We start from the raw sequence: 20,894 nt of genomic DNA on the forward strand, positions 1-20,894 counted from the left end.
TTTGTATCAAAAAGTGATTTTCCAAAACAAAACAACCCCAAGTTACCGGAATGGCGACTTGAGGCTGTCATTTTACTTGGGCCGAAGCCTACAGTAAAAAATTATAGATCGAACTTAACTTCGTCTAGTAGCTTGATTGCAGCTGCGTGGTGGTCAGCAATCTGGTCTAGAGAAATTGTATCAGCTTTGAATTCACCCCAAGAAGCAACAAGCTCTGAAGGTTTAACATCAGCTTTAACTGGGTATTCGTAGTTCACTTCTGCGTACATGCCTTGCGCCACGTCACCAGATAGGAATTCCATTAGCTTAACCGCGTTCTCTTTATTTGGAGAGAATTTAGCCATTGCCATACCAGAGATGTTTACGTGAGTACCTGTTGTCTCTTGGTTAGGGAAGTTAAGGTAAACAGCGTCAGCCCAAGCTTTTTGCTCTTTATCGTTAACCATCTTACCTAGGTAGTAGCTGTTACCAAGAGAAACGTCACATAGACCTTCTTTGATCGCTTTAACTTGTGCACGGTCATTACCTTGAGGCTTACGTGCTAGGTTTGCTTTTACGCCTTCTAGCCATTCTTTCGTTTCAGCTTCACCTTTGTGAGCAATCATCGAAGATACTAGAGAAACGTTGTATGGGTGCTTACCGCTACGTGTACAGATTTTACCTTTGAATTCTGGCTTAGCTAGATCAGCGTAAGTGAAATCTTCACCTAGACGACCAACACGGTCACGAGAAGAGTAAACGCTACGTGTACGAGTTGTTAGAGCGAACCACTCGTTAGCTGTGTCTTGGTACTGAGCTGGGATATTCTTTTCTAGAACATCACTTTCTACAGCTTGAACTAAACCTTTTTCAGTTAGCTCAGATAGACGGCTGATATCAACAGTTAATACCACATCTGCTGGGCTGTATTCGCCCTCTTGAGCTAGCTTCTCTGCTAAACCTTTCTTAGCAAACTTAACATTCACCTCGATGCCTGTCTCTTTTGTGAACTCATCAAACATAGGTTCAACAAGGAAAGGTTGACGGTAAGAGTATACGTTTACTTCTTCAGCAGCGATTGCAGCCGTTGGTGCGATTGCGCTACATGCTAGAGCTGAAAGAGTTAGCAATTTTTTCATTGGTAAAGTCCTTTATATCGAAATGATAATCTATATCAGTTGCGTTATTATATTTATTAAAATATTAATTTCAATGATAGAGCACAAAAAAACCTGCTCATGAGAGCAGGTTTCAAGTGGGTAATGTGTAAATATTTGTAAATTATGGATTAATACATAGTGTTCTATTTTACAGACACAAACTCTGGATAGGCGCCGACACCACAATCGTGCATGTCCATACCTTCAAGTTCTTCATCTTCAGTTACTCGGATACCGATTGTTGCTTTAAGCACTGCCCATACCGCTAGGCTAGCACCGAACACCCATGCAAAGATTACTGCTGCACCCAATAGTTGAGCACCAAACGTTGCATCAGCATTGCTTAGTGGCACAGCCATTAGACCGAAGAAACCACACACACCGTGTACCGATATAGCACCTACTGGATCATCAATCTTAGCTTTGTCTAGAGCGATGATGCTGAATACAACCAATGCACCAGATACAGAACCAATCGCTACAGCAAATAAAGGTGATGGTGATAAAGGATCAGCAGTGATTGCTACTAGGCCAGCTAACGCGCCGTTAAGAATCATTGTTAGGTCTGCTTTACCCCAAGTTGTTTTGCATACTAGTAGTGCTGCAATCGCACCTGCTGCTGCTGCTGCGTTGGTGTTAAGGAAGATTTGACCTACTGCTGTTGCGTTCTCAAAATCCGAAACCATTAGTTGAGAACCGCCGTTGAAACCGAACCAACCAAACCAAAGGATAAATGTACCTAGCGTTGCCAGTGGCATATTTGAACCTGGAATCGGGTAGATTTCACCGTTCTTACCATATTTACCTTTACGAGCACCCAGTAGAAGCACACCCGCTAACGCTGCTGAAGCACCGGCCATGTGTACGATACCTGAACCAGCAAAGTCACTGAAGCCGGCTTCTGATAGGAAACCACCGCCCCAAGTCCAGTAACCTTCCATTGGGTAGATGAATGCTGTTAGCACGACAGAGAAGATAAGGAATGACCAAAGTTTCATTCGCTCAGCAACCGCGCCAGATACCACAGACATTGCTGTTGCAACGAAAACGACTTGGAAGAAGAAGTCTGATTCTAATGAGTGGTCTGCACCTTCACCTTGAGTACCAATCAGAGTACCAAATGACGGTAACCAGCCACCTTCGCCGTTATCGACATACATAATGTTGTAACCAACGACTAAGAAAGTCGTACAAGCAATCGCGTACAAACAAATGTTCTTAGTTAAAATTTCTGTGGTGTTCTTTGAACGAACTAGACCAGCTTCAAGCATTGCGAAGCCTGCAGCCATCCACATGACCAACGCACCTGAGATGAGGAAGAAAAAAGTGTCTAGTGCGTAACGTAGTTCCGTTACTGTTGTTGTAAGTTCCATATTAAAGTCTCCAGTCCTTGTAATTCTTTAAAGTGCTTCAGCATCCATTTCACCAGTACGAATTCGTACGGCTTGGCTTAGGTCATACACAAAAATTTTGCCATCGCCGATTTTTCCGGTGTGCGCCGCTTGGCTAATCGCTTCAACAACTCGGTCAACATTTTCAGCTTGGGTTGCAATCTCTAGCTTTACCTTGGGTAGGAAGTCCACCTGGTACTCTGCACCACGATACAATTCAGTGTGCCCCTTCTGACGACCAAAGCCTTTCACTTCAGAAACCGTCATACCTTCAATACCCACATCAGAGAGCGCTTCGCGTACATCGTCTAATTTGAATGGCTTTACAATGGCATTTATTAATTTCATATTCTTTCCTTAAATTCTTCACTTAATCCGTTAATACTCTTATTACAATCCAAGTAGCGTGCCATAAATTTAAGTTGTTGATTTTAAATAAAATAGAAACAATACCGTTTTAGAAACGAAAAAGGCCGCACCAATGTGGTGCGGCCTTTTCACTATCTTAATGCGTTGCACTGTCGTTGCTCTAGTTTTGGGCAACGAAACTTTCACGATGCAAAATCATTAGCAACTAGTAACCTAAAAAATCAATCCAACGTTCGATGAGCAACTCGAAATCGTCAATTCCGCAGCTTGCTTCGCTTTCACAATTATAGAAATCGAACTCACTGCCCTCTTCCATCTCTTGTTCGTGCCCTAGCACATTTTCTTGAATCGTTACGTCGTCTTCATTAATCGCTAGGCTGATCTCTTTGCCTAGTAGCGTCACTTCATTGCTCAGATCTTGTCGAGATTGCTCAATCAACGCCATCACATGATCCAGTTTCTGCTTATCTTTTCCGATCTCTTCTTGAAGCCAGCGGCCAACAATTTCATGACCCATGCTGCACTTTACATAGTACTCGCCCATTAAAGTGTTTCGTGTAAATTCAAATTCCATAAAGGCTCCGCGCACTAATGACAGATAGGGTAAAAAATGAGGCGAGAGTATATAGCGAAGTCTATTGGAGATCGAGCTTGATTCATTCAACATCAAACGAACTATTAGAACGCAGAAACAAAAACGCCTTCTCACAAAGAGAAGGCGTTGTATTAGCAGCGAGTATTTTACTGCAACGCAGTAAGCACTTTATCGCACTCCATTAACCGCTTATGCTGGCTCTTGGAAGATAACGGTATCTGCTTTTTCCGTGTACTGACCCATTTTATGGAAATTCAGGTAACGGTATGTATCAGCAGCGGTTGCATTGATCTTCTCAGCGTACGCTAAGTACTCTTCTTTAGTTGGGATACGACCAAGAATCGCACCAACAGCAGAAAGTTCAGCAGAAGCTAGATAAACGTTCGCACCATTACCTAAACGGTTCGGGAAGTTACGAGTAGACGTAGACATAACCGTCGAAGCATCAGCAACACGAGCTTGGTTACCCATACATAATGAACAACCCGGAGTTTCAATACGAACCCCAGCACGACCGAAGATGCCGTAGTAGCCTTCTTCTGTCAGTTGGTCTTTATCCATCTTAGTTGGCGGAGCAACCCATAGGCGAGTATTTAAAGAGCCATTAAACTCTTCTAGCATCTTACCTGCAGCACGGAAGTGACCGATGTTGGTCATACAAGAACCGATGAACACTTCTTGAATCTCAGTGCCTTGAACGTCAGAAAGAAGACGAGCATCATCTGGATCGTTTGGTGCACATAGGATTGGTTGATCGATGTCAGCAAGATCAATCTCGATAACGTGTGCGTATTCCGCATCTGAATCAGCAGATAGTAACTCAGGGTTCGCTAACCACTCTTCCATTGCGGTAATACGACGCTCAATCGTACGAACATCACCGTAACCTTCAGCGATCATCCACTTAAGCATAACGATATTCGAGTTCAGGTACTCATCGATAGACTCTTGAGATAGCTTAACCGTACAACCTGCCGCAGAACGCTCAGCTGATGCATCTGAAAGTTCAAATGCTTGCTCAACAGATAGGTGCTCAACACCTTCAATTTCTAGTACACGACCAGAGAACTCATTGATCTTTCCTGCTTTCTCTACCGTTAGTAGACCTTGCTTGATGCCGTAAAGCGGAATGGCATGTACTAGGTCACGTAGTGTGATACCCGGTTGCATTTCGCCTTTAAAGCGAACCAAGATAGATTCAGGCATATCAAGAGGCATAACGCCTGTTGCCGCAGCAAATGCGACCAAACCAGAACCAGCAGGGAATGAAATACCTAGAGGGAAACGAGTATGCGAGTCACCACCTGTACCTACAGTATCAGGAAGAAGCATACGGTTTAACCATGAGTGGATAACACCATCACCCGGACGAAGTGAAACACCTGCACGGTTCATGATGAAATCAGGCAGTGTATGGTGAGTGTTTACATCAACTGGTTTCGGGTATGCAGATGTGTGACAGAAAGACTGCATCACAAGATCCGCAGAGAAGCCTAGACAAGCCAGATCTTTCAGCTCATCACGCGTCATAGGACCCGTAGTATCTTGAGAACCTACCGTTGTCATTTTAGGTTCGCAGTACTGACCCGCACGCACACCTTCAACGCCACACGCTTTACCTACCATCTTCTGAGCTAATGTGTAGCCTTTATCAGAAGCAGAAGGATCGATTGGTTTAGCAAACAGATCGGTTTCAGCTAGGCCTAGAGCCTCACGAGCACGACCCGTTAGGCCACGACCAATGATCAGTGGAATACGGCCACCAGCACGCACTTCATCAAGAAGTACTTTGCTTAGCTCAAAGTTTGAAATCACAGAACCGTTCTTGTGAACAACACCTTCGTACGGGTAGATATCAATGACATCGCCCATGTTCATGTCTTGTACGTTCAGTTCAATGGGTAGTGCGCCTGAATCTTCCATTGTGTTGTAGAAGATTGGTGCAATTTTACCACCCAGACAAACACCGCCAGTACGCTTGTTTGGTACGAATGGGATATCTTCACCCATAAACCAAAGTACTGAGTTTGTTGCCGATTTACGTGAAGAACCTGTACCAACAACATCACCAACGTAAGCCAGTGGAATGCCGTCTTTTTGCATTTCTTCAATTTGATTGATTGGACCAACGCTACCCTGTTCATCAGGAGTAATGCCATCACGTTCCATCTTCAGCATCGCTTTCGCGTGCACTGGGATATCAGGACGTGACCATGCATCAGGCGCTGGTGATAAGTCATCAGTGTTAGTTTCACCGGTAACTTTAAATACTTTAACGGTGATCTTTTCCGCTACTTTGTTTTTCGCTGTAAACCATTCAGCATCAGCCCAAGATTGAAGTACTTGTTGTGCTGAAGCATTACCTGCTTTCGCTTTATCTTCTACATCGTAAAACGCATCGAACATCAGTAGAGTATGAGACAGGGCTTTAACTGCGATTGGAGCAAGCTCAGCATCGTCTAACAGAGACACTAGAGACTCGATGTTGTAACCACCTTGCATAGTACCAAGCAGTTGTGCAGCTTTTGCTTTGCTTACTAGTGGAGAAGCTACTTCACCTTTAGTGATAGCCGTAAGGAAGCCAGCTTTTACGTAAGCAGCTTCATCTACACCCGGTGGAATGCGATTTTCTAGTAGGTCAAGAATGATTTCTTCTTCACCTTGAGGTGGATTCTTTAGAAGTTCAACTAGGCCAGCGACTTGCTCAGCATCTAGTGGTCTTGGGACAACTCCCTCGGCAGCACGTTCTTCGACGTGTTTACGGTAGGCTTCAAGCACGACTTTTTTCCTCTCATTGCGGTTCACTTCTTACCTTCATAATTATTAGTAAAATAAAGAAGCGAACATCCTTGGAAACTTGGCTCTCCATTGCCATTTTTGTCATTCAATTTGTATTGATGAGCGGCATCATAGAGGCCAAACTGTGGGCGGTAGAATAGCAAATTTAACGTTAAATTAAAATCTTATCATTTTGACCAACATAGCAAGTTAAGACGAAAGTCCCACTATTTTTGCCTATTTACGCAGTTAAACGGTGACTCTACGCATGATTATTTGTAGGAAGTACCGACAATCAGATACACCGAATCAAAGTTATCTTCGGTTCGACCATAAGCTAATATGATCGGCCCGATGGGTGAGTCGACACCCGCAAAAACAGAACCTGCAGTATACATTGGTGCTTCATCCAGTTTTAAGTCATTGTTCGACCAAACACCACCATGTTCAATAGAGGCGCCCACGTAGAACGGTGATTCAAAGAGGCCGAAGTCATTTTCAAACCACTTATAACGGTAGATCAAACTGGTGTAAGCTAAGTTCTGACCGATCAAACTATTTCTTGGAATACCGGATAGATTGAGGAACCCTCCTAGCTCTTTCGGATCAATCGGAAAGACTGAGTTTTTACTTTCTACGATGCCGTAATCAACCTTTGCGACTAAAGTATGCTTTTCAATGCTTTGTGCTGCCATAAAATTGGCCGAAAGTTCAAAGACTGTATCACTCTCAGAAGAGAAATCTGAACCACCATTAGAGCTCTCATTCTCAAAATCGTCATGAGAGATAAGGTACTCTAAATCGACAAAATAACCTTCGGTAGGAAGACTGAAGTTATCCAAAGTATCCAATCTATAACTGGCAAAGGCGCCAATACGTTTATAGCCACCACTTCCTAGTGAAGGTAATGATGCCACCTCAATACTGCCATCTGTATAACGTGCACCAAATTTCAACTCTTGCCACAATGTCGGTTGATAGCCCAATGCAAATTCACTCAGATACTCTTGATAAGACATTGGTAAATAGTCTTTGGTTGCATCCAGTGTAGGTTCTCCAATCTCGCCAATTCCTGCTGGCAGGTTTCGATTCTGGTTGCTGTAAGCAATAGACACAGATGTGAACAGCTTTTGACTCGAAAAGAATGGAGAGAAGAGTTCCGCTTCAATACGCTTGTCAGTACCCATTTCAAGATTGGTTCTTAACTCTGCGCCATGTTTGTTAATATCAGTAAAGTTGGCAGAAACACCGAGCGAATACTGGCTGGTAGTCGAGAAATCATCTTCAAGAAAGAATCGAAAATTGAGATAGTTGGGACCCCAAGATTTTTCGTTCACATCAACCAGCAGTTGATCCTCGCCATCAACATTTTCAAATTCATAAGTAACCAACTCGAACCGATCTAAGGCATAAAGATCTTTCACTTTAGATTCGATTTCACTGGTTTTAATAACCTGACCAGAATCGAGGTTTAAACGATTTTCGATTAACTTATCTGAATAGTGGGTGTTGTTGTTAATAATAACTCTATCAACGACAGTCTGGTCGCCATGTTTTAGCTGCTTTCGAGCTTGCTGTTTCTGATCAATATACTTTTGATAGTCTGCGTTAGAGAGCGCCAACTTAGAAAGCTGATCCGTATACTGCCTTGTTGCTTCGTATCCAGCATGATAAGCCGTCGGCATTTTATCGAACTCGGTGGTCTCCATTTGCCCAACATCAGGACGTAGGAAAAAATCATCGTCTGTTAACGTCGCGGCTTGCTCTTGAGTGCTGCGTTGAACAAGGTAATTAGAGAGTTGGTCTGCTGCGGCTAAAAAGTTAGTGAAGTCTTCTTTGCTTTGGTAGTTAGTACTGATATCAATCGCAATAACTATGTCAGCACCCATCGCTCTAGCAACATCAACAGGCATGTTATTGGTGACACCACCATCGACCAACATTCGCCCATCAACTTCATAAGGAGGAAGTGCTCCAGGTACTGACATACTCGCCATCATCGCATCAACAAGGTGACCATGATCGATCACGACTTCTTCAAGGTCGATAATATCGGTTGCGACAGAGCGATATGGAATAGCGAGGCTGTCGAAAGAATCGAGGGGAGATAAATTACCAGTGGTCTCGCGCAGAATACGCAACATATTCTGACCTTGAACCACACCTTTTCTGGCTTTGATTTCGCCCCAACCTAAACCGAGATCGGTATTCAGTTGATAACGGTCTTCATATTCTTTGTCTCGCACACGGCGATCACTACGGTTAACGCGATCGCGATAACCACGATTCCAATCAACCGTATAAATAAAGCTCTCGATCTCATCAGCGCTCATCCCTGTCGCATAAAGACCACCAACGTATGCGCCCATGCTGGTACCGGTAATGTAATCAACCGGAATTTGCATCTCTTCTAGGGCTTTAAGCACACCGATGTGAGCTGCACCTTTTGCCCCACCACCAGCAAGAACGACAGCAACGGTTGGCCTTTTATGAGCTTGTTTAAGTTCAACATGTTCTGATGAATCAACCTGTGTTGCAGTAGCAGCAAACAGTTGAAAACTGATCACAGTACCGACAATACCCAAGCTACTCACTAACCAACGAGAAATCATTATCTAAACTATCCTTGTCATTCTTTTCTGTTATGACTTTACCACTGAAAAAGCTTCTTTAGCCACTGTTTTGGTTGACTTTCACAGCCCTTTTTAATGCTGCCACTTTCATCCCAGACCGGCAATTTGACTGTACCACCACAGTCAAACTCTAGCGCCCCTTCAGGAGTTCGAGTAAAGCTAGCGGTCGCAATTCCTGTTGGCCAAGGCAGTAATAGTTGTTCAGGCGTTCTTTGCTTCAGATAATCAGCATAGACACGCAACGCACCGCTAGAACCGGTTAGCTTAGTCGGTTTATTATCATCTCGGCCTAACCAAATCGTCGTGACTTCACGACCATCAACACCCACGAACCAACTGTCACGGCTGTCATTACTGGTACCCGTTTTACCGGCTAATCCCGCCCATGCAAACTGACCTTGTAAGAAACGACCTGTACCTTCTGATACACCACGCTTCATGGCATACGTTGTTAACCAAGCAGCTTGCTGGTCAACGCTTTGTGATACACGAGGGATAGACTGATACAGAACCTCACCATCATTATCAATAACCGAACGAAGCGCAGACAAAGGCGCAATGCGACCAGAGTTGGTAATGGTTTGGTACATCTGAGCAACTTGGAACGGAGTCAGTGAGAACGAACCCAAAAACATCGACGGTACTGGGCGAATTTCATTTTTATCGACACCCAGTTTTCCAATGGTATCTGAGACGCTATCAATGCCTAACTGCATCCCCAAGCGAACCGTTGGTACGTTGTAAGACTTAGAAAGCGCCACATACAAGGGTACATCGCCACGGAACTTACGATCGAAGTTTCTTGGGCTCCATACGCTACCCTTACTGCCTTTCAAGCTCAGTGGCGTGTCCTTCAATGTTGTCGCCAACGTATACTTCTGAGGTTGCTCTAATGCGGTTAAGTAGATGGCAGGCTTAACCAAAGAACCAATAGGGCGACTCGCGTTCAAAGCACGGTTAAAACCATCGTAACCGGTACGTTTACCGCCGACCATCGCTCGAATTTCACCAGTATTGCGATCCACGGCAATAGCTGCGGCTTCCAGTTTGTTACCTGCCGTTTTCGATAAATCAGGCACTTTACGAGCAATCGATTTTTCTAACTTGTCTTGGGAAACGGGATCCAGAGAGGTAAAGACTCGAATCCCTTTTTTCGCTTCAAATCGATCGCCTACATACTTCTTAAGCTCAATGTTTACTTGCTGGAAGTAAGCTGGCTGACGGCTAGCAATACGTGGGTTGTCTTGAATATCCAAATCACGACTCGCCGCTTCTTCGTATTGTCGCGGAGTTAATATGTCTTGCTGCATCAATAAACGAAGAACCAGATCGCGTCGAGTCTTAGCACGCTCAGGGTAACGAACCGGATTGTAATACGAAGGCCCTTTCACCATACCTACAAGCAGTGCCAGCTGATCGATACGGAGTTCTTGAATTGGTTGACCGAAGTACAAGCGAGATGCTAAACCGAAGCCATGAATCGCTTGCCCACCATTTTGTCCAAGGTAAACCTCGTTTAAGTAAGCCTCTAGAATACGGTCTTTGCTGTAACGATGGTCCAAGATAAGCGCAATGTAGGCTTCACGAACCTTACGCCACAATGTACGCTCACTGGACAGGAATAGGTTTTTTGCCAACTGTTGTGTCAGCGTGCTACCGCCCTGTACCGTTCGCCCAGCTTTGACGTTAACGACCATTGCACGAGCGATTGCTAATGGCGATACCCCATCGTGTTGATAGAAGCTTCGGTCTTCAGTTGCTAATAAGGCATCAACCATCACTTCTGGGAACTGATTACGTTTTAAGAACAGGCGTTGCTCATCGTTACTTTTTTCAAGCATACCCAGCATTTTCGGTTCAACACGTAGATAGCCCATGTCGCCTTTCTTCTCTAGCGACTGTATACGAGTTAACTCGTTACCGTTGAAATGCAGCATCACATGACGATCCGCTTCCGGTCCATCGACAAACTCGAACGGACGACGAATCATTTCAATCTTGGTTGAAGAAGAAGAGTACTCACCTGGGTGACGAGGAGAATTCACTTTACGGTAATTAAGTACATCCAGTTCATTCTTAACCTGTACCAAACTCACCGCAGTCCCCGGAGACAGATCCAACACACGAGCATAAACAACGGTTGGCAGATCAAAAAGCTGACCTTCAAAACGCTGCTTAACCACTGAATCCAGATAAATACCGACGAACAACAGCAATGCGGCAAGTGCTAAGCCAGCTTTCCAAGAAATGCCCCACAGAATCTTCAACCAACCTCTCTTACCAGACGGCTTAGCCTTAGGTTTAGTCTTTTTCGCTGCTGCTCTTGGCTTTCTAGGCTTGCCTTTCGTCGCTGGTGACTTCTTTGCTGGCGCTTTTTTAGGTGGTGCCTTTTTTGGCGTTAACATTTTGGTCATCATCGGTTCAACTGTCGTTTAGTTTTAGTGGTTGCTACATGATTAGCAGGGTCATCCGGCCAAGGATGTTTTGGGTAACGGCCTTTCATCTCTTTTTGTACTTCTTTGTACGCGCCAGCCCAAAAGCCGGCTAAATCCTGAGTAATTTGCAGTGGTCGTTGCGCAGGAGAAAGCAACTCAAGCACCACCTTTTTACGCCCTTGGGCAATCAAGGGTGAATCTTGCTCACCAAAGACTTCCTGCATTCGAACAGAGATCATTGGCTCAGATTGATATTGGTATCGAATCGACTTCTTACTGCCCGTTGGCATCAGGTAATTAGTCGGTAGCCATTGATCTATTTCTTTATTCAGAGGCCAGCCAAGATAAGCCGACAGTGCTTGTTCAATCGATACATTCGACAGCCCTTTGGCTGACTTAATACCATTCAGATAGGGTGATAGCCACTCATCAAGATGCTCAATCAAACTCGCGTCATCCATTTGAGGCCATTGCTGTTCAGGCAGCCACAACTCAGCACAGCGCACGCGTTCAACCAGCTGTTTAGCAGAAGCCGTCCAATTTAAACTTTCAAGTCCGCGTCGAGCGATGTAATTCAGTAACGCTTGGCTTGCCTGATTCGCATCGGGTTCTGGCAAAGCTTTAGTGCTGATAATCAGCTTACCCAGTAATACTCTTTCTTCAGCAACCAAGCGACCGCGTTTTTCATCCCAATCCGCATAATCTTCGCGTGTAAAAAGACCGGAGAATGAAGCCTCAAGCTGCACTATATCAATCGGTGTCGCTAAAAAGATCTGACTTGCTCGCCCTGCCGTACGCATCAAATCAATCACCACGATGTATTCGTTGTTTGCCAGCGGATCATCATCACGAACCTCGGCTCCATGGCCATTGGCAAGACGAAATGCACAGCCAGTCGCACTTCTCGATTGGGCAATTCGGTCTGGAAAGGCCAAGCAAAGCACTAATGGTAGCAATGATTCATCGAGTTGTGACAAATCCAGGTGATGATTGAGTTTGCTAGCGAGACTTTTCGCTCGCTGCATCACCACGCTATTTTTTGAGTGTTTTCTTTGCTTAAGTCGATGTAGCGAGTGTTGAATATCCGTCACGTTACGTTCAGGTTCTTCGAGTAAAGCGGCGGCGACAATTGCGACATTCAACAAGGCTTGGCTGTTTTGTTGCGCTTTGATCAGCATACTGGCGTTCCGTGGCTCAATACCTAAGCGCTGGGCTTGCTTTCCGACTGGAGTAAATTGCCCATTACTATCTAATAAATCAAGCTCTTGTAACAGTTCTGTCGCTTGCTCAATCGATGCCTGTGGCGGAACATCTAACCAATGAAGCTCATCGGCACTACTTGCTCCCCATTGCGTCAATTCAGCCACCAGCGAAGAGAGATCAGAATGAAGAATTTCAGGTTCTGGTACAGCAGGTTGCTGCATAAGCTGTGTTTCGCTGTACAAGCGAACACACAAGCCCTCTTCGATTCGCCCAGCACGACCCGCTCTTTGCTCAGCAGAAGACTGCGAAATTTTCACTTGTTCAAGCTTGGTAATACCGGTTTTCAAATCAAACTTTGCAACTCGTTCTAACCCCGAATCAACCACTAAACGAATCCCCTCAATCGTCAAAGAGGTTTCCGCAATGTTAGTGGCCAATACCACTTTTCGACGCCCTTTCACCGATGGCGCGATCGCTCTCTGCTGCTGTTCAAAATTCAATTGGCCATACAACGGACACACGTCAATATCACTGACAAGTTGCCCAAGTTGTGATTCCACTTGTTTTATCGCCGAGACACCCGGTAAGAAAGCCAAAAGTGAACCCGATTCTTTCTCCATCAGAGATTGAATCACCTTAGCCATTTTAGGTGCTAAATATTCATTCGAGCCTAATGGCTGATAGTAGAAGTCGACAGGGAAAGTTCGGCCTTGCGATTCAACATACTTGGCATCAGGTAACAAAGATTGCAGAGCGTGTTGATCTAAGGTTGCCGACATCACCACCACTTTTAGATCGTCACGCAGCGCATCTTGGATCTCCAAGCTAAACGCCAATGCAGTATCTGCGTGAATGCTGCGTTCATGAAATTCATCAAAGATCACCATATCAACCCCAGTCAATTCAGGGTCGGTTTGGATCATTCTCGTCATGATCCCTTCAGTCACGATTTCCAAGCGAGTCGCACTACTGGTTTTAGATTCACCACGAACCCTAAAACCTATGCTCTCTCCCACTTTCTCTCCTAGTTGGCTCGCTAAGTAAGTAGCAATATTCCTTGCAGCCAAACGCCTTGGTTCAAGCATAATGATTTTGCCTTGAACGGCATTAGTCTTAACCAACTGTAAAGGGAAGAATGTTGACTTACCGGCACCGGGAGCGGCCTTTAGAATAAGTTGAGTGTGTGTTTGTACGCCAGCGAGCAGATCTGGCATCACAGCTTCTATGGGCAGTTGTGGCAATGGGTGAACCTTGTGGTGTAATGTTGGCAACATTGTACATAAAAACCTACCTCTCTAAATAAGTAATATGCACTTCAATCCTCCATTAGAGCCAGCGACTCTTATTAAACGCTATAAACGCTTTCTCACTGACATCCAACTTCCAGACGGCAGCGAGCGTACTATCCACTGCGCTAACACCGGAGCGATGACAGGATGTGCGACTCCTGGCAATACGGTGTGGTACTCAACGTCAGACAATGCAAAAAGAAAGTACCCAAACAGCTGGGAGATCTCAGAAACAGACAAAGGTCACCGTATTTGTGTAAATACTGCGCGGGCAAACCAGCTAGCGGTGGAAGCAATTGAAAATGGGACTATAGTTGAACTCTTAGGTTATAACGCGTTACGAACCGAAGTGAAATATGGCAGTGAGAATAGTCGCATTGATATTCTGCTTGAAGATAACGAAAAGCCGCCTTGCTATATCGAAGTAAAAAGCGTCACTTTGCTCGACGAAGAAGTGTCAACTAAGCAACAAATATCAACTAAACAACAAGCGTCGACCGAAGGGCAAGGTTTTTTCCCTGATGCAGTGACAACTAGAGGCCAAAAACATCTGCGAGAACTCACAGAAATGGTCGAATCTGGAAGTAGAGCCGTACTTTTATTCACTGTTTTACATTCAGGCATTGAAAAAGTGTCTGCGGCACACCATATAGACGCCAAATATTCGTTATTACTAAAACAAGCACAAGACGCTGGAGTTGAAGTGCTTTGCTATAAAGCAGAGCTCAGCAGTACTCAAATACAACTAAAACAAGCCGTTGAATTTATCAATAGCTAAGCAAAAATGCTGAACTATTCACATTGATTGCAAGTTTTAACAAGAGTATTTGCCACCATTCGTTCTTTCTGCTATAGATACCCGCCTTAAAATTAGCTGCTTTGCAGTTGACTAGGTGTAAATAGGAGATGCTGTATGCCAGAATCTAAGAAAAAAGCGCTAGGCATCCTAGCCATCGCAGGTGTTGAACCGTACCAAGCAAAGACAGGTGAAGAGTACATGTCACCTGAGCAAACGGAACATTTTACAAAAATTTTATCAGCTTGGCGCAACCAGCTCAGGGAAGAAGTTGATCGTACTGTGCACCACATGCAGGACGAAGCAGCGAATTTTCCAGATCCTGTTGACCGAGCTTCTCAAGAAGAAGAATTCAGCCTAGAGTTACGTAACCGTGACCGTGAGCGCCGTCTTATCAAGAAAATTGAGAAGACACTAGATAAGATCGAAGAAGACGATTTCGGCTTCTGCGACTCTTGCGGTGTCGAGATTGGTATTCGTCGTCTTGAAGCTCGTCCAACTGCTGACCTTTGTATTGACTGTAAAACACTTGCAGAGATCAAAGAGAAACAGATGCAAGGTTAATTCTTGCGGATGTAAAGAAAGGGAGCTTTGGCTCCCTTTTTTGTTTGTTCTAAAAAGCGGGTTATATCGTTGTTGATAGCGATAAACTAATCGCCAAACGTCTTAAGAATCGGCTACTGCGGTACCATCAAGATTAGGTTTTCACTTATGAATTATATCGGACGCTTTGCACCATCACCGTCAGGTCCTCTTCATTTTGGCTCACTGGTTGCTGCTCTTGGTAGCTACTTTCAAGCGAAATCTCACCAAGGACAATGGTTAGTTCGTATGGAAGACCTAGATCCACCAAGAGAAATGGCTGGCGCTGCAGACCTCATTCTTAAGACGCTTGAGGCTTACCATCTGTATTGGGACGGTGAAGTCGTTTATCAAAGCCAGCGTCATGACCTATATCAAGCTCAAATTGCTCAATGGGTCACTGACAATCAGGCCTACTACTGTCAATGTACCCGTAAGCAGATAAAGTCCTTGGGTGGGTTTTATAGTGGCCACTGCCGAGACAAAGGTTTGGTTGATTCAGGCGAACAGGCGGTGCGCTTGTGTATGGACTTTCCCATCGAGTCCTTTGACGATGTTCGTCACGGCACGATTCAAATTCCCAAAGCATTGGCTGAAGAAGATTTTATTATCAAACGCAGAGATGGGTTGTTTGCCTATAACTTGGCAGTTGTCCTTGATGACATCGAACAAGGGGTAACAGAAGTCGTTAGAGGTGCAGATCTGATAGAACCAACAGGTCGACAAATCAGTTTGTATAAGACGCTCAAGCAAAAAACCGTGAGCTACTTGCACTTACCATTGGCAACCGATGGCTTGGGGAATAAACTGTCAAAACAGAATCATGCCACCGCGATAGATCTCGACAACCCAAAACCGACGTTAATCAACGCGATGCGATTCTTAGGTTTTAATATCCCGAGTGCTCTTTGCGAGGCGTCAATAGATGAAATTTTATTGTGGGGCTGCCAGCAATGGAACGTCAATCAGTTACCTGATAGTTTACAAAAAGAGCACAGCAATGAGTTCGAAACTAACGGCAAATCGCAATAACGATACATAAAAATACCCTAACAAATACCTGTGACTAAGCAGACGATGTTCTCAAATGGCTCGCGCTAAGCTATTATTAGCCGCAATTAAACTCTGCACTACCACTTTGGACTAAGAGAAAAACAAAGCTGGCGATACCTACTTTGTTATAAACTAATGAATACAAACGACAATACCCCAAGCGAACAACGCGGATTCCACGAATTAGCTCTGAATATTTATACTCGTCAAGAGCACAATATTTCACGCAAGCAGATCAGCGACAATGCACTTAAAGTGTTATATCGCCTGAATGGTGCGGGTTTTGACGCATTTCTAGTCGGTGGTGGTGTACGCGACATCTTATTAGGCTCTCAGCCAAAAGATTTTGATATCGCGACCAACGCAACGCCAGAGCAAATCAAGCACTTATTCAGAAACTGTCGCCTTATCGGTCGACGTTTTCGCTTGGCACATATCATGTTTGGTCGTGACATCATTGAAGTAGCAACTTTCCGTGGTCACCACCAAGAGCCATCGAAAAACGTTTCTGCGCAATCTGAAGAAGGTATGTTGCTACGCGATAACGTGTACGGCAATGTTGATGAAGATGCAGAACGTCGTGACTTCACAATCAATGCGATGTACTACAACATTGCAGACTATAGCATCCACGATTACGCGGGTGGTGTAGAAGATTTAGAAGATAAGCTGATCCGCCTGATTGGCGATCCAGAAACGCGTTACCGCGAAGACCCAGTACGCATGCTACGCGCAATGCGCTTCGCCGCTAAACTGGACTTTGATATTGAGGAAGATACAGCCGACCCAATTGAAGAGTTGGCACATCTTCTAAAAGATATCCCAGCAGCGCGCCTTTACGAAGAGTCTCTAAAATTACTGCAATCAGGTCACGGTTTAGAAACCTACCACTTGATGCGTGAGTACAACCTGTTCCAGCAGATGTTCCCTTCCGTAGCGGAACACTTCACAGAAGGCTACGACTCACATACCGAGCAAATGCTTGATTTGGTACTCGACTCGACTGACCTTCGCATCGAAGATGGCAAGCGAGTAAACCCCGCGTTTATGTTTGCTGCAATGCTTTGGTACCCAATGAACAAGTTGGCAGATAAGCTTGTCGCTGAACAGGGTATGGCGCACTACGATGCGATCATGGAAGCAAGTAACATCATTCTTGATCGACAAGTAAAATCAATTGCGATTCCTCGTCGCCATACCGCAACCATTCGCGAAGTTTGGCAACTGCAACTACGACTGCCTCGCCGCAACGGTAAACGTGCCGTTCGCCTGATGGAACTCAACAAGTTCCGTGCTGGCTACGATTTCCTAGAAATGCGTGGCGAAATTGAAGGTGGCGAAACCAAAGAACTAGCAAAATGGTGGGAGCGTTATCAGACAGCAGGACGCAATATGCGTCAAGCGATGGCTAATGACGTAGCAGCACCATCAAAGTCGGGTCATCGCCGCCGTAAGACTTACAGGAACAAAAAGAGTAAGCAATCAGAATGATAACGGCTTACATTGCGGTCGGCAGTAATCTTGCCGACCCCGTTAGCCAAGCAAACTTGGCTATCGAAACGCTAAAGAATCTTCCGCGAACAACGTTTGTTGCGACCTCACAGCTATATAGTAGCACTCCAATGGGGCCGCAAAACCAACCCGACTACATCAACGCGGTAGTAGCAATTAAAACAGAATTAACGCCAATTGAACTGCTTGATTGCACTCAAAAGATCGAGCAAGAACAAGGGCGCGTCCGTAAAGACGAGCGTTGGGGTCCAAGAACCTTGGATCTCGATATCGTGTTATACGGCAATGAGGTGATCGATTCAGAGCGCTTAACCGTTCCTCATTACGGAATGAAAGAAAGAGAGTTTGTGCTCTACCCGCTTTCTGAAATCGCACCAAGTTTACAACTCCCTGATGGGACTGAGCTGACAGAACTACTAAAAATAGTAGATAAGAACGGGCTCAATGTTTGGCAGCAATAGCCAAGCGCATTAAGGAAAATCAATGAAAAAAGTAACCATTAACGACCTAATCAAGTGCAAACAAGAAGGCCGTAAATTCGCGACGTCGACAGCTTATGATGCAAGTTTTGCTCAATTATTCGAAAGCCAAGATATGCCAGTTCTACTTGTCGGTGACTCACTTGGCATGGTTCTACAAGGTCGTAACGATACATTACCAGTAACCGTTGAAGATATTGCTTACCATACTCGCTCAGTGCGTGCTGGGAGCCCAAACTGTCTTCTTATGGCTGACATGCCATTCATGAGTTATGCCACACCAGAGCAAGCCTGTGAGAACGCAGCAACCTTAATGCGCGCTGGTGCGAATATGGTGAAAATCGAAGGCGGAAGCTGGTTGATTGAAACTGTGAAGATGCTAACAGAACGTGCTGTACCAGTATGTGCACACTTAGGCTTAACGCCTCAATCGGTAAACATTTTTGGTGGTTACAAAGTTCAAGGTCGTGACAACGAGCAAGCCGATAAAATGGTTGCTGATGCGCTAGCACTGCAAAATGCAGGAGCTCAAATCGTTCTTCTTGAATGTGTACCAGCTTCATTAGCAAAAAGAATTACAGAAGCTTGTGACGTACCAGTTATCGGTATCGGCGCAGGTAATGTTACCGATGGTCAGATCTTGGTTATGCATGACATGTTCGGTATTTCTGCGAACTACATGCCGAAATTCTCTAAGAATTTCCTAGCTGAAACAGGTGATATGCGTAAAGCCGTCGCTCTATACAAAGAAGAAGTAGAGAGCGCACGTTTCCCTGATGATGCTCATACAATCGCTTAGGAGTAACTATGCAAACTTTTGCTGAAATAGCGGCTCTTCGTGAGCAGATTAAACAGTTTAAGCGTGATGGACGTACGGTTGCTTTTGTCCCAACAATGGGAAACCTACATGAAGGTCACCTAACTCTGGTCAAGAAAGCTCGTGAACTAGCTGACATTGTTGTTGTAAGCATTTTTGTTAACCCAATGCAGTTTGATCGCGCCGACGACCTAAATAACTACCCTCGTACGTTAGAAGCCGATTTAAACAAACTAACAGGCGAAGGTGTTGAGTTAGTCTTTACGCCAACACCAGAGGTTATGTACCCAGATGGATTGGACAAACAGACGTTTGTTGAAGTCCCGGGTATATCTCATATGCTTGAAGGTGCCTCTCGTCCAGGTCACTTCCGCGGTGTATCAACAATTGTCACGAAACTGTTTAATATCGTTCAGCCAGACTTTGCATGCTTCGGTGAGAAAGATTTCCAACAACTTGCTGTGATTCGCCAGATGACAACTGACTTAGCGCTAGATATTGAGATTGTGGGCGTAGCGACTGTTCGTGAAATGGATGGTTTAGCAATGAGCTCTCGCAATAGCAACCTAACGATTGACGAACGTCAGCGAGCTCCAGTTCTAGCGCGCACTATGCGTTGGATCAGCAGTGCTATTCGTGGTGGTCGTGATGATTACGCGTCTGTCATTGAAGATGCAACAGACCAACTGCGCGCAGCAGACCTGCAACCGGATGAAATATTCATTTGTGATGTGAAAACGTTACAAGCAATCACTTCAGAATCGACTCAAGCAGTGATTCTAATGTCGGCTTTCCTAGGTAAGACTCGTCTTATCGACAACCAAGTTTTAGATTTGGTCACGGAAACGAAAGAAGAAGTGAAAGAAGAAACTGCTGAGTAATCGCTTTATTCTCTTTACGTAAACCAGGTTCTACCGCAAAGCACAGATGAAAAACATAAAAAAGGTCGATGTAATATCGACCTTTTTCTTTGCCTGCGATTCAGGATAATTAATAGCTCCTGGATAATTAATAGCTCCTGGATAACTAATAGCTCCTGGATAACTAAAAGTTAGCTACGTAAGCCGATCCCCTTTGTAACTAAGTAATGTGCAATGCCATACAGCACGACAATAAACACACCTAGTACGCCAAACGACGTCACAATACCCACATCAGACACACCCAAAAAGCCATATCTAAACGCGTTTACCATATACACGATAGGGTTCAACTTCGATACACCTTGCCAGAATTCAGGCAATAGACTGATCGAGTAGAACACACCACCCAGATACGTCAGCGGCGTTAAAATGAAGGTTGGGATAATAGAAATATCATCAAACGTGCGTGCGAATACAGCGTTGATCAAACCACCCAGAGCAAACACAACCGACGTGAGAAATACCGTCGCAATGATCACGCCCCAGTGGTCGACTTGAAGGTCAACAAAGAACAGCGATACAAAGGTGACGATAGTACCCACTAACAAGCCACGCACCACGCCGCCCATTACGAAGCCGGCGATAATCACGTAGTTAGGAACAGGTGCTACAAGCAGCTCTTCAATGTTCTTCTGGAATTTGGCACTAAAGAACGATGAAGCAACGTTGGAATATGAGTTGGTGATCACCGACATCATGATCAGACCGGGCACAATGTATTCCATGTAGCTAAAGCCGTTCATTTCACCAATACGCGCACCAATCAGGTTACCGAAGATGATGAAGTAAAGCGTCATGGTGATCGCTGGCGGCACTAGAGTTTGCACCCAGATACGCGTGAAGCGATTGATCTCTTTGGTCAACAAGCTGCAGAAAGCGGTCCAATATAGGCTGTACATA

The 20,894-nt window shown here is 44.8% G+C and carries 16 protein-coding genes; 7 read left to right on the forward strand and 9 right to left on the reverse strand.

Annotated elements, in window-relative coordinates:
- Positions 1-101: 101 nt before the first annotated feature.
- The 8 genes from OCV30_RS12555 to hrpB all read right to left on the reverse strand — a co-directional run bounded on the left by OCV30_RS12555 (position 102) and on the right by hrpB (position 13,757).
- Entirely contained in the window at positions 102-1,118 is a 1,017-nt protein-coding gene (locus tag OCV30_RS12555) for a Fe(3+) ABC transporter substrate-binding protein (protein ID WP_012604721.1), read from the reverse strand.
- Positions 1,119-1,282: 164 nt separating this feature from the next.
- Positions 1,283-2,512: an ammonium transporter gene (locus OCV30_RS12560; RefSeq protein ID WP_017097325.1), complete on the reverse strand. Its 1,230-nt coding sequence runs from the start codon at positions 2,510-2,512 to the stop codon at positions 1,283-1,285.
- A 27-nt stretch (positions 2,513-2,539) separates the two neighbouring features.
- Positions 2,540-2,878 carry a P-II family nitrogen regulator gene (gene glnK / locus OCV30_RS12565; RefSeq protein ID WP_004738200.1) on the reverse strand — a complete coding sequence of 113 codons (339 nt, stop codon included), beginning with the start codon at positions 2,876-2,878 and terminating at the stop codon, positions 2,540-2,542.
- A 226-nt stretch (positions 2,879-3,104) separates the two neighbouring features.
- A complete protein-coding gene (locus OCV30_RS12570) occupies positions 3,105-3,473 on the reverse strand; it encodes a YacL family protein (protein ID WP_029223087.1) in 369 nt (122 codons plus the stop codon).
- Positions 3,474-3,683: 210 nt separating this feature from the next.
- A complete protein-coding gene (acnB, locus tag OCV30_RS12575) occupies positions 3,684-6,272 on the reverse strand; it encodes a bifunctional aconitate hydratase 2/2-methylisocitrate dehydratase (RefSeq protein ID WP_065678076.1) in 2,589 nt (862 codons plus the stop codon).
- Between the two features lie 272 nt (positions 6,273-6,544).
- Positions 6,545-8,884 (reverse strand): patatin-like phospholipase family protein, encoded by a 2,340-nt coding sequence (locus OCV30_RS12580; protein ID WP_065678075.1) that lies wholly within the window; start codon positions 8,882-8,884, stop codon positions 6,545-6,547.
- Positions 8,885-8,922: 38 nt separating this feature from the next.
- Complete coding sequence (gene mrcB, locus OCV30_RS12585) at positions 8,923-11,322, reverse strand: penicillin-binding protein 1B (protein WP_065678074.1); 2,400 nt, start codon at positions 11,320-11,322, stop codon at positions 8,923-8,925.
- Positions 11,319-13,757, reverse strand: coding sequence for an ATP-dependent helicase HrpB (hrpB, locus tag OCV30_RS12590; RefSeq protein ID WP_065678116.1), 2,439 nt, complete (start codon positions 13,755-13,757; stop codon positions 11,319-11,321). The genes mrcB and hrpB overlap by 4 nt, the downstream gene beginning before the upstream one ends.
- Positions 13,758-13,851: 94 nt before the next feature.
- On the opposite strand from hrpB, the gene sfsA reads away from it, so the two are divergent.
- From sfsA to panC, 7 genes are all read left to right on the forward strand, one after another.
- Positions 13,852-14,610, forward strand: coding sequence for a DNA/RNA nuclease SfsA (sfsA, locus tag OCV30_RS12595; protein WP_009847580.1), 759 nt, complete (start codon positions 13,852-13,854; stop codon positions 14,608-14,610).
- A 135-nt stretch (positions 14,611-14,745) separates the two neighbouring features.
- Positions 14,746-15,192, forward strand: coding sequence for an RNA polymerase-binding protein DksA (gene dksA, locus OCV30_RS12600; protein WP_009847581.1), 447 nt, complete (start codon positions 14,746-14,748; stop codon positions 15,190-15,192).
- Between the two features lie 147 nt (positions 15,193-15,339).
- Complete coding sequence (gene gluQRS, locus OCV30_RS12605) at positions 15,340-16,242, forward strand: tRNA glutamyl-Q(34) synthetase GluQRS (protein ID WP_065678073.1); 903 nt, start codon at positions 15,340-15,342, stop codon at positions 16,240-16,242.
- A gap of 156 nt (positions 16,243-16,398) precedes the next feature.
- A complete protein-coding gene (gene pcnB / locus OCV30_RS12610) occupies positions 16,399-17,754 on the forward strand; it encodes a polynucleotide adenylyltransferase PcnB (protein ID WP_009847583.1) in 1,356 nt (451 codons plus the stop codon).
- Complete coding sequence (gene folK / locus OCV30_RS12615) at positions 17,751-18,236, forward strand: 2-amino-4-hydroxy-6-hydroxymethyldihydropteridine diphosphokinase (protein ID WP_065678072.1); 486 nt, start codon at positions 17,751-17,753, stop codon at positions 18,234-18,236. Before pcnB ends, folK begins: the two co-directional genes overlap by 4 nt.
- 22 nt (positions 18,237-18,258) lie before the next feature.
- Positions 18,259-19,053, forward strand: coding sequence for a 3-methyl-2-oxobutanoate hydroxymethyltransferase (panB, locus tag OCV30_RS12620; RefSeq protein ID WP_009847585.1), 795 nt, complete (start codon positions 18,259-18,261; stop codon positions 19,051-19,053).
- 8 nt (positions 19,054-19,061) lie between these two features.
- A complete protein-coding gene (gene panC, locus OCV30_RS12625; RefSeq protein ID WP_017103847.1) occupies positions 19,062-19,952 on the forward strand; it encodes a pantoate--beta-alanine ligase in 891 nt (296 codons plus the stop codon).
- Positions 19,953-20,122: 170 nt separating this feature from the next.
- On the opposite strand, the gene OCV30_RS12630 is transcribed toward panC, so the two are convergent.
- Positions 20,123-20,893: an ABC transporter permease gene (locus OCV30_RS12630; protein WP_009847587.1), complete on the reverse strand. Its 771-nt coding sequence runs from the start codon at positions 20,891-20,893 to the stop codon at positions 20,123-20,125.
- Position 20,894: the final 1 nt, after the last annotated feature.

The sequence above is a fragment of the Vibrio atlanticus genome, assembly GCF_024347315.1.
Classification (GTDB): Bacteria; Pseudomonadota; Gammaproteobacteria; order Enterobacterales; family Vibrionaceae; genus Vibrio; species Vibrio atlanticus.

Bases quoted from the DNA above. Each gene is read 5' to 3' on its own strand.
- gluQRS (WP_065678073.1), top strand. From the start codon at position 15,340: ATGAATTATATCGGACGCTTTGCACCATCACCGTCAGGTCCTCTTCAT.
- hrpB (WP_065678116.1), bottom strand. From the start codon at position 13,757: ATGCCAGATCTGCTCGCTGGCGTACAAACACACACTCAACTTATTCTA.
- pcnB (WP_009847583.1), top strand. From the start codon at position 16,399: ATGAATACAAACGACAATACCCCAAGCGAACAACGCGGATTCCACGAA.
- sfsA (WP_009847580.1), top strand. From the start codon at position 13,852: ATGCACTTCAATCCTCCATTAGAGCCAGCGACTCTTATTAAACGCTAT.
- mrcB (WP_065678074.1), bottom strand. From the start codon at position 11,322: ATGATGACCAAAATGTTAACGCCAAAAAAGGCACCACCTAAAAAAGCG.
- glnK (WP_004738200.1), bottom strand. From the start codon at position 2,878: ATGAAATTAATAAATGCCATTGTAAAGCCATTCAAATTAGACGATGTA.
- panB (WP_009847585.1), top strand. From the start codon at position 18,259: ATGAAAAAAGTAACCATTAACGACCTAATCAAGTGCAAACAAGAAGGC.
- OCV30_RS12570 (WP_029223087.1), bottom strand. From the start codon at position 3,473: ATGGAATTTGAATTTACACGAAACACTTTAATGGGCGAGTACTATGTA.
- folK (WP_065678072.1), top strand. From the start codon at position 17,751: ATGATAACGGCTTACATTGCGGTCGGCAGTAATCTTGCCGACCCCGTT.
- OCV30_RS12630 (WP_009847587.1), bottom strand. From the start codon at position 20,893: ATGTACAGCCTATATTGGACCGCTTTCTGCAGCTTGTTGACCAAAGAG.
- OCV30_RS12560 (WP_017097325.1), bottom strand. From the start codon at position 2,512: ATGGAACTTACAACAACAGTAACGGAACTACGTTACGCACTAGACACT.
- OCV30_RS12555 (WP_012604721.1), bottom strand. From the start codon at position 1,118: ATGAAAAAATTGCTAACTCTTTCAGCTCTAGCATGTAGCGCAATCGCA.
- OCV30_RS12580 (WP_065678075.1), bottom strand. From the start codon at position 8,884: ATGATTTCTCGTTGGTTAGTGAGTAGCTTGGGTATTGTCGGTACTGTG.
- dksA (WP_009847581.1), top strand. From the start codon at position 14,746: ATGCCAGAATCTAAGAAAAAAGCGCTAGGCATCCTAGCCATCGCAGGT.
- panC (WP_017103847.1), top strand. From the start codon at position 19,062: ATGCAAACTTTTGCTGAAATAGCGGCTCTTCGTGAGCAGATTAAACAG.